We start from the raw sequence: 12872 nt of genomic DNA on the forward strand, positions 1-12872 counted from the left end.
ATCAGAAAGATGGATGACACGCCCTAGCGTGGTGCTTTTAGTCTTACCTTTTTCAATAATATTAACTATTTTTGATGGGTTTACCAAGATCTACGATGGCTTCCGCATCGATAGTAGTAGGTAATTTTGCTTGCTGACGCTTATCCCACCAAGCAAAGATATTTGCCAATACAGAGCCGGATACAGAATGCCAGATACAAGCAACGGCAGCAGCGATGGCAGATTCTGCATTACCAGGGAAAAACTTGGTACTTAAACCCGTGGCCAATCCTGCATTTTGCACCCCAACCTCAATCGATATGGTGCGTTTTTTGGCTTTATTCATACCAAAGAATGCGCCTGAGTAGTAGCCCAATACATAGCCGATGATATTGTGTACGGCAATGGCTAAAATGACAACCAATCCTGATTGTAAAAACTGACTGCCAAATACGGCTGCAACGCCACCGACGATCGCGGCAAAAGCCAAGACAGCAACGCCTGGCATAATGGCACGTACATCATTAAACCAGTGCTTGTTGTGAAATAAAATATTTAGCATAGAACCAATAGCGACTGGTAACAACGTCACTAGAAGCATAAAGCGGAACATGCCCCAGCCATCCATTTCTACAGATTGACCTACCAAATAATTCAACCAAAGTGGTGTTACTAAAGGCGCAATGATGGTTGAGACAGTGGTCATACCTACTGAAAACGCAACATCACCTTTAGCCAGATAGCTCATGATGTTCGAAGACACACCACCTGGACAAGTGCCGACTAAGACTAAACCGAGTGTCAAGCCGGGTGAGAGATCAAACAGTCTTGCCACGCCAATTGCCAATATTGGCATCACGGTATATTGAATGATAGAACCAATAAAAATATCTAGTGGGCGCTTGGCCAATACTTTGTAATCTTCTTTGCCTAACGTCATGCCCATAGCAAGCATGATGACACCCAGCACGATGACTTGGGTATCGCCTGTTACCCAAGAAAAAGTCGCAGGCTCTATAAATGTCACTGCCGCTGCCAAAATAATAACCAATGCTGTAAATCGACTCAATTGCTGACTTATCATCCCTAAAAACTGCATCTCTCACTCCTTCTAAGTCGAAAAATACTAAAGTATAAGTTTAAAACCGTTGTATTTCCAATAGGTTTGGGGTGTTTTTAGCCAACAATAAGTTGCTATTATGACAACTTTAAATATTTTCCATTTTTGATACAGAGGGGATTATTTGGTAAAAATTACGGATAGCTGACCATATCGTTACCTTTCTTTAAATTCCACAATTTTAGATGCCGTTATAATTCCTTATGATTTAGTGTATGTAATCTACATAACACTTTATTTATGAAGCATATGTATAAAATGCTATGCAGATTAACGTCATTCTTTGCAATAGTGTTATATAGTTAGCATACTAACAATTAACATGCTAACTAAATAATATCTAATATGCCTAATCAACCTTATCAGTTTCACTTTTTTTTGCATTGTGGTCATCTCATCGAAGAGCGTCTACGTACCAAACTGACCCCTTTGGAGGTTATGCCGCGTCAAGCACGCGTGTTAGATGCGCTCGGAAGAATGGGGCAAGCATCACAAGTGCAGTTGGCTGACGAGTTTGGATTGTCTGCTGCAAGTATGAGCACGATGACCGCACGCTTATTGACAGCGGGTTTAATCGAAAGGCGTGTCGATGAGCATGAGCTGCGCAGTAACGTCCTCAAGCTCTCCAAGCACGGGAAAGGTCTATTAACGCAGATTTATGAGGTATGGCGCGAATTAGATCAAGAAATATATGAGGCGATAGGGTCTGAAAATGCGACGCAACTTGCCAGGATTACTCATGAGCTACGCAATGCGTTTGGTGGTTTTACACCAGGCGAGAATAGCTCAAATTCAGAAGAATTAGCTTCCGCATAATTAACTTTAAAACAGTCTTAATATTAGTGTTTTTATAAGAGATTTTTCACCTATTCAGTCTAACTAGCTATCAGGAAATTTACGATGTCGACCTCTATTCAATCACTTGTTCGATCAAAAAATATTATCAAACACCTATCTTTACTGACGTTACTAACCACGTCTTCTTACGCCTTTGCGCTCGATGTAAATTTTGTGGATAGCAAATGGGATGGAGCAACGATACCCAAGGGACAACAGTGCCAAAAATTTGATGGGGTCAATCCAGGTACGCCCAAGCTGAGCGTATCTGATATTCCAGCAGGGTCAGACAGTGTAGTGTTGGTATACAGTGACCGCGACTCTAAAAAAATGAACAATGGCGGGCATGGCATTATGAATTACACCCTACCAAAAGGCGCAACTGCGGTTCAGTTACCGATTGTGGCTGGACACAGTTATGAGATGCCAAAAGGGTTTGAAATAATTGCAGAACATCGCGGTGCTGGCTGGGACAAAGAGGGAGCCTATATGCCACCTTGTTCTGGTGGTAGTGGCCATGAATATTACGTCACGGTTCAAACCTATAAAGGCAATACGGTCACTGCAGAAACCGTGTTAGAGCTTGGCAAGTTTTAATCGGTAGCGTGGTATTCGTTATAAAAAACACGACCATTTTCACCTGCGAATCGACTAAAAAATAGTCGCTGTCAGGGTTATAAGTGTCAATGTCATTAGAGCCAATGTCATCAGTGCCATGGTCGAATACCAGTGACAAGATTAATTTTTTTTTGATAATTTATGATAATTACTGTTCACAATAGAGGGTTTATGAAAACAAAGATACTTTACAATAGCATACTGATCAGTATGGCATTAACGCTAACCGCTTGTAGTCAACTTGCTGAGCAATATTCGGTAGAAGCTGCTAACGAGACTAGTCAAACGCTATCAGTTTCAGAAGCTGATCGCATTGCTAATGGTGGTGTTGATATGACACGCATCAGCCAAGATGCCCTTGTAAAGGCCCCTGAAACTGTAGACTGTACATTAGAAAACGGCGACGCTGCCAAGTGTGCAAAGATAGTGGTCAAGCATCAACCTGATAACTTGAAAATTGGGCCGTTTTGCCCAGAGACGCTAGATGACAAAGGTGGTGTCTGGAACTGGGATGGCGAAAAATCAGGGCTCTATCGTATCGATGAAAAGTTTTTGACCATGTTGGAGACGCAGGGTTACCAATTCTATGACGCTGACGGCAAGGTGAATATCGTCGACGTGCGTACGACCCAGCCAACGGTCAGTAATGCCTGCTTGTCTGCCTCGGCTGATGAATCGGTCGAGATGACTATTTTATTGCCATTGTCGCCTGTCAAGTCTGACGAAGAAACCAGTCTAGGGACTGTGGCCAAAGTTGGGTTGGCTCTTGATGGCGTGCCTATTTTTGCGGATGCGCCTTCAGTGCTACAAACCGGACACATGCCTGCGCTCGACACGTGCGGCGGCCATATTGATCCGGGTGGCTGGTACCACTGGCATGCCACCTCAACAGACATCAACTCAGTGTTCGAGCATGACCATGTCGATGCTAGTTGTGCCCTAGAGCAGAAGGCTGATGCCCTGTTTGCCTATGCTTTTGACGGTTATGCTATCTACGGTAGCGTGGACAGCGATGGCAAGATACCGACCGATCTGGATGCCTGCAACGGACACACCAGCGCCACCCTTGAAAACCCTAAAGGCACTTACCACTACCACGCATCGACAGAGTTTCCGAACTTGCCAAGTTGCTTGAGCGGTGTAGTTGCTCAGGATAACTTCACGACCACTGCCAAACAAGCCATCGGTGCTGAAAATGGCACAGGAGCAGGAGGTCCAGGCCAGGCTACGCCCCCAGGTTTTGATACGGCAGCGACAACACTTGGTGTTTCAGAAGCTGACTTGTTAAGCGCGATTATGAAAAATGGCGGAAGACAGCTCGACACTGCCGCTGCTGCCAAAGACCTCGGTGTGACCGAAGCGGCGTTGAAAGCTGCATTACCCAACCAAGATTGATCTCGTCAACCCTTTGACTTGCTAAGCTTTTGCATACGGGTCTCATTTTATAAACCCTACAAGCTACAACAATAATTTGTGTGGCTTGTAGGTTGGGTAAAATTCTAGTCATCTCCATTTTTTGTCAGACTCATTAAAACTTTCTAATTGTTAACAATTAATTTATATATGGAATTAATCAATTATTCATATAAAGAGGACACTATTCATGCAACTTTCTACTGCCAAATTTGGCTTAAGCTGCTTAGCATTGACACTAGCATCGGGCGGACTGTTCGCTTGTAGTAGCGAGGTGTCGAATACCAATGCAAGCGCCACGACCAGTGTGTCTAGCAAAAATGCAGATACCGTTATGCCTTCGGTGCAACCGTCTTACTTCTTAAGTGAAGGCTTAGTTGAGCCTATTAGTAAAGTGTCATGCTCGTTGTCAGATGGTAGCACTGGTGAATGCTATAAAATCGTTACTGAAAACAAGCCAAGTGACGTTGGTATGGGGCCATGGTGTCCAAGCAATATTGCAGATGATGCCTCAAAAGGGGGTATTTGGCTAGAGGATGGTGAGGTTCATGATGTTGATGGTGAGTTCATCAAAAACTTATCACAGTTCTATGGTGACAGTAATTGGAATATGTACAACAAGACCACTGGTAAAATCATGAAAACCTCAACGCTTGAGGAATGTGTGGCTGCGGCAGACCCTAGGGTTGGTGACGAATACCGCAACTATTGCGTTGAATGCTTGCCAGAGTATGTAGAAGACTTGACCGATACTTTCTATATTCCAGTCACACCAAAAGCCGCATCCAGTATTACTGAATTCGGTGGTCCAGGCCCTCAGGCTAGAGGCCCATCGGTGCGCGGTATTGCCTTTAATGGCGTACGTTTTGATGCACCAGCGCCTGTCAGTAATATTTTGGCAGCCTATACGATTGCACCGTTTGACGATGCCGGTGGTCATATCAATTCTCATGAAGGTTACCATTATCATGCTGCTACTGGTGTGACGACCAAAATTGCACAAGACGACAGTCATGCGCCAATGATTGGTTACGCGCTTGATGGTTATGGTATTTATGCCAATACAGATGCGGATGGTAACGAATATACTGACCTTGATGAAGCTCGCGGGCATTATGATGAGGTGAGAGGGTATCACTATCATGTGGACAAAGCAGGCAACAATAACTTTATCGACGGACTGCGTGGTGTGTATGCTGAAGATTAATTTGTCATCAAAAACAGTTGCGTGCTTAGCTGCATTTGGGCTGAGTATCGTGAGCGTTAATGCGACTGCGCATAACCCTAATAACTCGACTTTTATATTGTCGCAAGCTGCGGATGGCAATTACTCTATGCGTCTAGATGGGGCGTTGACTGGGGTAGAAGCGCAAATTAACGAAACGTATTCACCCGATGCGTATAAAACGGCTGAGGAGTTTCAACAGTTAGCCAATGAGCACTTTATTAAATCATTGACTTTATCTATCAATGACCAGCCCATTAAGGTCGTTAATCCAAGTGTGCAGCTAGGTCATGCGACTCAGTTTTCTGCCGAAGCGCAGGGTACTGGCGATACGGTTGAATCTATTGATTTGACCAATACATTTTTTAAAGATTTGCATGGTAATCGGATGACGGTTGTATTGTTGTCTGACCAATTTCCAAAGACGCAATATACGCTTCGTGACAGCAATCAGCATCAGCTGAGCTTACAGTTGGTTGATGGGCAGTGGCAACAAAATAGTAGTGATGCCTTACCGATGACAGCTGATGACTCTCATACGCATACTCATGATGCAAGCAGTCAAGAAGGACATCACCATGATGAAAATGCTCATGACAAAGGCATCCATGATGAAGGTACTCACGATGCAGACAACCATCATTCACATGAATCTGCGGATACAGCACCAGATAGTATTTTAGATAAGAATGTAAAGCTAGCAAGCACACCGACATTGGCGACAGCAGACAAAACCTTGTTTGGTTCTGTTTATGTGTTAGGTATTGGTGCTGTGATAGCATTGTTGATAGGTGCAAGGTGGTTCTTTAAAAAGAAACAGTAAGAGTATGAATCGTTATATAGTCAGCGAACCACTAAACCGCTACGGTGTTACCCTACCTAGAGGTACTAGTTGTACAATCTGCGGTCGGCTGCCTTGTAGCCGTTTTAGACTTCTTTGACTATAGCTGATAGGCTCTGTTGACTGATTACAGGTCTATCATTTGTCTTTGAGTAGTGATATCACCCAGCGCTGCAATGCATCCTCATGATAACGTGGGTGCCAAGCGGCAATCACATCGAACGTATCCGGTGTGTGTTCAAGTTTAATCTCAATTAAATTTAATCCCTTGATAGCACGAGAAGGCAAAAAAGCAATGGAATCCGTTGTGTCAAGATACAGTGGTACGACCGAAAAACAGGGCGCAGACACCACCACGTTTCTTTTTAAACCAAACGATTTAAACCAATCATCAACAGAGCCTTTAAAGTTAGGGCGTGATGGTGAGGCGATGATACTAGGATATTGTGCCACGTCGGCCAAGGTAGGTGTGCCTTTCAAAATAGTGGCATTTGGTGATGCGACACAAACATGCTGCTCTTCAAATAGGGTCAAAATAGGATAACTGTCTGGAATGTAATCAGGAAAGGCAATCGCCAGATTAACGTGACCACTCTCCATCAATTCATTGAGCTTATCAATTTCAAAGTCCCTCACTATCACCTTTAAGTTAGGGGCTTGTGTCCTTATTAGGGCAATCAATGTTGGCAAGACTATTTGCTGTGCGTAATCAGTGGCCGCAACAACAAAGGTGCCGTCCACGGTGCTGGGGTCAAACGTGGTTGGTGACACTAGGGTATTAAAATCATTCAGCAGCTTATCAACACTCACGGATAGAGTCTGTGCAAAGGGGGTGGCAATAAACCCATTGGTTTTGCGAAGAAACAATCGATCATCAAAAACGTCGCGTAGTTTTTTTAACTGCTCACTGACCGCTTGCTGCGTAAGCCCTAGCTGCGCTGCTGCTTTAGAGGCACTTTGCTCACGTATGAGCGCTTGAAACACACGCAGTTGTTTGATGTCTAATCTGTCTAATTTACTCAATGTACCTCTCCATTGTCAGAACGTTCGCCTCATAGTATTTAACCAGTCGTCCACTGCTTGTTGATCTGCAGCTAATACATTGCTAGCAACCAGCTCATAATCAATACTATAAACCAATAATAATTGTATCACTAACAGGAATTATTTGTTTTTAATTGTTGGTTGAGTGGCTTATTATCAACACATCAAAACAAACCTCGGAGAAAAAAATGAAAACGGTTATTTTAATTGGTGCATTGGGCAAAATGGGTCAAGCAGCGTTAAGCGGTCTTGGCAATCATACGGTGATTACTGCCGGTCGTTCTGGCGACGTGGATCACATTGTAGATATTACTAATGAGCAATCTATTAGAGCGCTTTATGAAACGGTTGGTCATTTTGATGCGGTAGTGAATACTGTTGGGCTTTGCGAGTATGCAAGCTTTGCAGAGATGACAGAAGCCCAGTGGATGACCACTGTGATGAGTAAAATGATGGGACAAATTAATCTGGTGCGTATTGGTCAAGAGTATATTGCCGATGCAGGCTCATTTACTTTGATTAGTGGTATTTTGAATAAAAAGCCGATTCCTTACGCCATTGCAGATGCTACAACGAGCGGTGCTATTGATACTTTTGTGCAATGTGTTTCGCTAGAGATGCCAAGAAATACCCGTATTAATGTGGTGAATCCAACGGTATTGGTCGAAGCATGGGATGTGTATGGTGAGATGATGCCAGGTTTTGAGCCAGTACCAAGTGCATTGGTAGGTAAAGCGTTCGAGCGTTCAGTAGATGGTTTTATTACTGGTGAAGTGATTGTTGTTGACGCTTAACTATCATTAACTAAACACTGCTGTTTTATCAGGCAATTTTTTTACCCAAAAGTCAGCTTATAGTAAGCTGGCTTTTTTGCTTTCTGCTACCGCTCTTGTTGAGATTGGGGACACGTTCTAGGGCGTGTCCTCATTTTAAAAATGGTGATAAAAATGAGATAAATTGTAGTCAAACAAGGAAAATAGCGCAGATAATATCGAGATATTAGTCAGCTATTTGACGCCATTTGGCAAGATTTAGCCATTTTTAACTCATTTAGAGGACTGTCGATTGAATTGAGGACATGCCCTAGCCATGCTAAGCAAAATTATTCAATGTACAGATATTTAAAATATCTCTCTTAAATTTATATTTATTAGATTTTATGTAATATAATATTAGAGAATATTTAAATTGAATGATATTTACTATATTCAATGCAGACATCTGAATAGGATAGAAAAAATGAAATTTGCCTCACCAAAAACAGGCCTGACTATTGCTACGATAGCAGCGATGGCTTATGCGCTGAGTGCTTGTAGCCACGACAACACGGTTGCCGTAGCCAATAACTCTGAACTGCCATCAACGAGTAACTATAAGGGAACAGCCTCTGTCTCACAGGGCAAGGCGAGTATCGATGTACCGTCACTGTACGACTGTAAAAATGGTAGAAACGCGCCGATTGGTCATATAAAAAGTACCGATGGTAAGACGTGGACCGTGCCAGCAGAGGTCAACTTTACGGATAGCAAGTTTCCAATTGCTGGAGACCTGAACAATCCTTGTACTGGCGTGAGTTATGCGTCAGCTCAAGAGGCACGTGATGCATTAGATCCTTCTGACATTATCGAGATTGATGCGGATGGTGAAGTAGTGACGGCATATGTTTTTGCAGACAACTATTTTGAGATGTATATTAATGGTGTTGCAGTAGGCAAAGACAATGTCCCTTTTACCCAGTTCAACTCAAATATTCTGCAATTTAAGGTCAAGCAGCCCTTTACCGTGGCGATGAAACTGGTCGACTGGGAGGGAAACAGCGGTATCGGCTCAGAGGACAATCAGGGTCATGCCTATCATCCGGGTGATGGTGGCATGGTTGCAGTATTTAAAAATGCAGATAATAAAATCATCGCCAAAACGGATGACAGCTGGAAAGCCCAAACTTTCTATAGTGCGCCAATTCGCGACCTCAGTTGTGCGACAGAGCAGGGCGCATTACGTATAACCTCAGAGTGCTCAACTGAGGGGCTTGAAGAAGGATCACAGGACTATGCCCTACATTGGGAGGTGCCTGCAAACTGGTACGCGAAAGACTTTGACGATAGTGCTTGGCCAAAGGCAACACTATTTACCAATGATGAGATTGGGGTCGATAATAAGTCGGCTTATACTGATTTTTCAGACATATTCGATGACGCAGATGCGGATGCGCGTTTTATATGGTCAACCAATGTCATTTTAGACAATGAAGTGCTGGTACGTCATACAGTCAATTAATTTCAACAGACCCTAATATACCTCTACACTCGGTTGCCTTGTACTACTTTTAAACTGAATCGCTTGTATGTAGCAGTAGTGGCAATAAAAAACCAACCTCCAAAGGTTGGTTTTTTTGTCTTCGTTGTATCTTATAAAAAGTGATTTGCTATACTTCATTCTGTAGCTATACCTAGCGAATACAAACCGTTCAGCAATATCTCAAGGCTATGTCATTGAATAATTTGTCTACGCATCTTTTGTCCACGACTCATGCGCTATCGATATCCACGCGCTTTCGGCATCTATGCCTTGCGTTAGCGATATTTTATTTGCTTTATAATGTGACGACATTCTATAGCGTTTCCTTATATGAGATTGCCCCTTCGAGCATTCATAATTTGGCCACACCATTTGATGTCGTCATACCTTTTATGCCGGTTATGATAATCCCTTATAGCTGGTCGTTGATTTTATTTGTGGTCGGCTTTTTTTTAGTACGCACGTCCACGCAGTTATCCTTACTGACATGGCGCTTAATCTTGGCGACTGTTTTTGCCTGCTTGATCTTCTATTTTTATCCTGCACGTTTCTCATTTAATCGAGCTGTACCTGATGATTGGACGCAGTTTGGCTATCAGTTTTTACAATTGGTGGACAAGCCATTTAATCAGCTACCATCATTGCATGTCACTTATGCCATCTTGCTTGGCGTATCGCTATGGGATGTGGCAGCGTCTAAAAAACAGTGGATTTCAGTGGCTTATCGATTATTACTGACTGGCATATGTACATTGATAGCACTTTCAACGGTGTTGACGTATCAACATCATTTGCTAGACATGCTAGGCGGGGCAGTGTTGGCCATTTTGGTGCTTATGCTTTCGAATCGAATCCGTAATGCACTGGTAATCAAGCACTTAGCACTAGGTAGCATTGGGTTTTTATTGATAGCGATAGGAGGCTTTTACCTTGCTAATATGAGTATGATAGCGTTTGAGTCTATAGAAACCTTAGCCATTATTATTGCTCTATATTGGTTAATCAGTTTTACAATGTTGGCTTGTGCCTATCAACAGGCCAAGCCAATACGGGATACACGCTGGTTTCAAAAGTCCAATAGTGGACGACTCACCGTATATACTTGGATGAAGTTTGCGCCCATCATTATCATTTACAATGGGATGTCATTTTTGGGACAGTGGTATTTTAAAGTTTTCTCAAAAGGTCAGAAATATCCACTCACGCCATATGCTATTAGTAATACAGTCGAGGTGGTTGCTTCCCCTCGATTGAGGCAGGCTGATTTGCATAGCCATTTAGTGCATTGGCTGTTTGACTGCACTTCATTAGAGTGGTCGAGTTTGCCAGAAAAACTGCTGCCCTCAGTTCACTATCAGATTATCGTCGTTGATTTAGCCGCTGAGATATCTAGCCATGTTGATAAGCTTGAAGTAGTTGCTAACGGTATTACTAAGATGCCTGTCCATTATTTATATCTACCTTTACTGGATTTGCAGCCATTGAGTGATGTATTGCTTAAAGATTATATTGATCTATTTAAGCGAATTGAAGATTTGACACAATCAGCAGAAACGCGAGCGATAACTGCTGATAATGAGAGTTGGGTAGAGGGTAGTCAGGTAAAAGATGATCAGGTAAAAGATAGCCTCATCACGCTTATCAATTTCCATTGTGTGATGGGATTGTCGCGCAGCATTGGCGTGCAGGTTCTATATTTATTATATTGTGGTACGCTAACCATCCATAATTATCAATCGTGGATTGAACAGCATTATCCACATGCGCACCTGACAGATGCTTATCTGCCACAGCCATTGGTGAAAGCGATGGCCAATTATAAATCTATCGAATATCCAACAACTCATTAATGCACATTGATATCAGTGGGTCTGCGCCTGCTACTTTTTCTTTATTTTCTATTTACCTATTGCTTAATTCCTATTCAACTATGGAAATGTCTATGAACGCTTCGCTGCCTTGCTTGTACTCTTTTCGTCGCTGTCCCTATGCTATGCGTGCTCGTCTTGGTTTATTATTTGCCGAGTTACCGGTAGAGCTACGAGAAATCACGCTAAAGAACAAGCCAGAGCAGATGCTAGCGATTAGTCCAAAAGGTACGGTGCCAGTATTACAGCTTTTAGATGGTTCTGTGCTTGAAGAGAGTGCAGAGATAATGATGTGGGCGCTTGAGCAAAAAGATCCGCAAGGACTGCTGGATGAAAGCGTTTTATCTCAGGGCAAATCTTTGATTGCACAAAACGACAATGAGTTTAAACAGTGGCTCGATCGCTACAAATATGCCGATCGTCACCCTGAAATGACTCAGACAGAGTATCGGCAACAGGGTGAAGTTTTTTTGCAGGATTTAGAAGCTCTATTGACTAAGAATACGTATCTACTAGGCAATAGCGTGACTGTTGCTGATATTGGTATTATGCCGTTCGTTCGCCAGTTTGCCCATGTAGATCGTGATATCTTTTATAGTTTGCCTTATCCGAAATTGCAACTATGGCTAAAAAATTGGTTGGCGCATCTATTATTCATACAAGCCATGACTAAGTTTCAGCCATGGCAGGAGGGCGATGAGGTAGTGGTGTTCCCTACTTAATATAACGGGTTCTATAGAAGCTGTATACGGTATCGGTCTCGCTTGGTCTATCTTGATTTCACGAAGACCACTTTTTTTGCTGGATGCTTGTCTTTAACCACGACCACTTTTTTGGCTTTAGGTTTTGATTTCACGAAGACCACTTTTTTGGCTTTAGGTTTTGATTTCACGAAGACCACTTGTTTTGCTTTAGGCTTTGCTTTAACGACGACAGTTTTTTTTGTCTGATGCTTGTCTTTGACTACGACCACTTGTTGGGCGGCATTTGCTGTGCCGACCATTGCAAAGCAAGTAGATAAAGCAATTAGTGAGCTGATGGCAATGTTTTTCATGTTGAATTTTTTCATGGTAAAGCCCTTTTAAGCTCATTATAAGCATTTATTAAGTGGTTAAAGAGGTGTAAATATACATTTGCTCTATCGAACGATGACCACTTTCTTTGTTGGAGTTTTTGCTTTCGCTACGACCACTTGTTTTGCTTTAGGTTTCGCTTTCGCTACGACAACTTTTTTTGCTTTAGACTTGTTTTTAACGACAACCGCTTGTTTTGGTTGATATTTATCTTTAACCACAACAACTTTTTGTGCAGCATTCGCTGGACCGATCATAGCAAAGCAAGTAGATACAGCCAATAGTGAGCTGATAGCGATGTTTTTCAAGTTAAAGTTTTTCATAGTAAGGTCCTTTTAATCTCATTATAAGTATGAGTATTTATTGAGTGGTTAGAAATATACAAATAGAACGTCGCTCTATCGAATAAGGAAATCATAACGGATTGCAGTGTTAAGTACATTTATGAAAGTTAAAGAAAGGTTACGTTTTCTAGCCAATACTCAACTACTCACACTAACGCACGTGAGTTGTGCGAGTGATAGGTACGTTAGCAATACTCTAGAGAGTATACTTA

Annotated in this window: 13 protein-coding genes; 9 read left to right on the forward strand and 4 right to left on the reverse strand. The window is 42.5% G+C overall.

Features of this window, described 5'->3' with window-relative positions:
* Window positions 1-61: 61 nt before the first annotated feature.
* Window positions 62-1078 carry a bile acid:sodium symporter family protein gene (locus I6E84_RS06615; RefSeq protein WP_197216988.1) on the reverse strand — a complete coding sequence of 339 codons (1017 nt, stop codon included), beginning with the start codon at window positions 1076-1078 and terminating at the stop codon, window positions 62-64.
* A 366-nt stretch (window positions 1079-1444) separates the two neighbouring features.
* On the opposite strand from I6E84_RS06615, the gene I6E84_RS06620 reads away from it, so the two are divergent.
* The 5 genes from I6E84_RS06620 (at window position 1445) to I6E84_RS06640 (ending at window position 6015) form a co-directional block, all read left to right on the forward strand.
* Window positions 1445-1915 (forward strand): MarR family winged helix-turn-helix transcriptional regulator, encoded by a 471-nt coding sequence (locus I6E84_RS06620; protein WP_197216990.1) that lies wholly within the window; start codon window positions 1445-1447, stop codon window positions 1913-1915.
* 84 nt (window positions 1916-1999) lie between these two features.
* On the forward strand, window positions 2000-2533 hold the full coding sequence (locus tag I6E84_RS06625) for a hypothetical protein (RefSeq protein ID WP_197216992.1): 534 nt from the start codon (window positions 2000-2002) through the stop codon (window positions 2531-2533).
* A gap of 192 nt (window positions 2534-2725) precedes the next feature.
* Window positions 2726-3949 carry a YHYH protein gene (locus tag I6E84_RS06630; protein WP_197216994.1) on the forward strand — a complete coding sequence of 408 codons (1224 nt, stop codon included), beginning with the start codon at window positions 2726-2728 and terminating at the stop codon, window positions 3947-3949.
* Window positions 3950-4157: 208 nt separating this feature from the next.
* Complete coding sequence (locus I6E84_RS06635) at window positions 4158-5174, forward strand: YHYH protein (protein WP_197216996.1); 1017 nt, start codon at window positions 4158-4160, stop codon at window positions 5172-5174.
* Complete coding sequence (locus I6E84_RS06640; RefSeq protein WP_197216998.1) at window positions 5161-6015, forward strand: hypothetical protein; 855 nt, start codon at window positions 5161-5163, stop codon at window positions 6013-6015. The genes I6E84_RS06635 and I6E84_RS06640 overlap by 14 nt, the downstream gene beginning before the upstream one ends.
* A 156-nt stretch (window positions 6016-6171) precedes the next feature.
* On the opposite strand, the gene I6E84_RS06645 is transcribed toward I6E84_RS06640, so the two are convergent.
* A complete protein-coding gene (locus I6E84_RS06645; RefSeq protein ID WP_197217000.1) occupies window positions 6172-7056 on the reverse strand; it encodes a LysR family transcriptional regulator in 885 nt (294 codons plus the stop codon).
* Between the two features lie 209 nt (window positions 7057-7265).
* On the opposite strand from I6E84_RS06645, the gene I6E84_RS06650 reads away from it, so the two are divergent.
* The 4 genes from I6E84_RS06650 to I6E84_RS06665 all read left to right on the forward strand — a co-directional run bounded on the left by I6E84_RS06650 (window position 7266) and on the right by I6E84_RS06665 (window position 11965).
* Window positions 7266-7871 carry a short chain dehydrogenase gene (locus I6E84_RS06650; RefSeq protein WP_197217002.1) on the forward strand — a complete coding sequence of 202 codons (606 nt, stop codon included), beginning with the start codon at window positions 7266-7268 and terminating at the stop codon, window positions 7869-7871.
* Between the two features lie 445 nt (window positions 7872-8316).
* Complete coding sequence (locus I6E84_RS06655) at window positions 8317-9354, forward strand: hypothetical protein (RefSeq protein ID WP_197217004.1); 1038 nt, start codon at window positions 8317-8319, stop codon at window positions 9352-9354.
* A 215-nt stretch (window positions 9355-9569) separates the two neighbouring features.
* Entirely contained in the window at window positions 9570-11225 is a 1656-nt protein-coding gene (locus I6E84_RS06660; RefSeq protein ID WP_197217006.1) for a phosphatase PAP2 family protein, read from the forward strand.
* A gap of 92 nt (window positions 11226-11317) precedes the next feature.
* Entirely contained in the window at window positions 11318-11965 is a 648-nt protein-coding gene (locus I6E84_RS06665; RefSeq protein ID WP_197217008.1) for a glutathione S-transferase, read from the forward strand.
* Window positions 11966-12012: 47 nt separating this feature from the next.
* On the opposite strand, the gene I6E84_RS06670 is transcribed toward I6E84_RS06665, so the two are convergent.
* Both I6E84_RS06670 and I6E84_RS06675 read right to left on the reverse strand, forming a co-directional pair.
* Entirely contained in the window at window positions 12013-12312 is a 300-nt protein-coding gene (locus tag I6E84_RS06670) for a hypothetical protein (protein WP_197217010.1), read from the reverse strand.
* 69 nt (window positions 12313-12381) lie between these two features.
* Window positions 12382-12639 (reverse strand): hypothetical protein, encoded by a 258-nt coding sequence (locus tag I6E84_RS06675; RefSeq protein ID WP_197217012.1) that lies wholly within the window; start codon window positions 12637-12639, stop codon window positions 12382-12384.
* Between the last annotated feature and the right edge of the window lie 233 nt (window positions 12640-12872).

The sequence above is a fragment of the Psychrobacter sp. SCQQ22 genome (assembly GCF_015864605.1).
Taxonomy (GTDB): domain Bacteria; phylum Pseudomonadota; class Gammaproteobacteria; order Pseudomonadales; family Moraxellaceae; genus Psychrobacter; species Psychrobacter fozii.

Excerpts from the sequence above, each read along its gene's own strand:
- I6E84_RS06655 (WP_197217004.1), top strand. The coding sequence starts at position 8,317 with ATGAAATTTGCCTCACCAAAAACAGGCCTGACTATTGCTACGATAGCA.
- I6E84_RS06635 (WP_197216996.1), top strand. The coding sequence starts at position 4,158 with ATGCAACTTTCTACTGCCAAATTTGGCTTAAGCTGCTTAGCATTGACA.
- I6E84_RS06675 (WP_197217012.1), bottom strand. The coding sequence starts at position 12,639 with ATGAAAAACTTTAACTTGAAAAACATCGCTATCAGCTCACTATTGGCT.
- I6E84_RS06630 (WP_197216994.1), top strand. The coding sequence starts at position 2,726 with ATGAAAACAAAGATACTTTACAATAGCATACTGATCAGTATGGCATTA.
- I6E84_RS06615 (WP_197216988.1), bottom strand. The coding sequence starts at position 1,078 with ATGCAGTTTTTAGGGATGATAAGTCAGCAATTGAGTCGATTTACAGCA.
- I6E84_RS06665 (WP_197217008.1), top strand. The coding sequence starts at position 11,318 with ATGAACGCTTCGCTGCCTTGCTTGTACTCTTTTCGTCGCTGTCCCTAT.
- I6E84_RS06640 (WP_197216998.1), top strand. The coding sequence starts at position 5,161 with ATGCTGAAGATTAATTTGTCATCAAAAACAGTTGCGTGCTTAGCTGCA.
- I6E84_RS06625 (WP_197216992.1), top strand. The coding sequence starts at position 2,000 with ATGTCGACCTCTATTCAATCACTTGTTCGATCAAAAAATATTATCAAA.
- I6E84_RS06650 (WP_197217002.1), top strand. The coding sequence starts at position 7,266 with ATGAAAACGGTTATTTTAATTGGTGCATTGGGCAAAATGGGTCAAGCA.
- I6E84_RS06670 (WP_197217010.1), bottom strand. The coding sequence starts at position 12,312 with ATGAAAAAATTCAACATGAAAAACATTGCCATCAGCTCACTAATTGCT.
- I6E84_RS06620 (WP_197216990.1), top strand. The coding sequence starts at position 1,445 with ATGCCTAATCAACCTTATCAGTTTCACTTTTTTTTGCATTGTGGTCAT.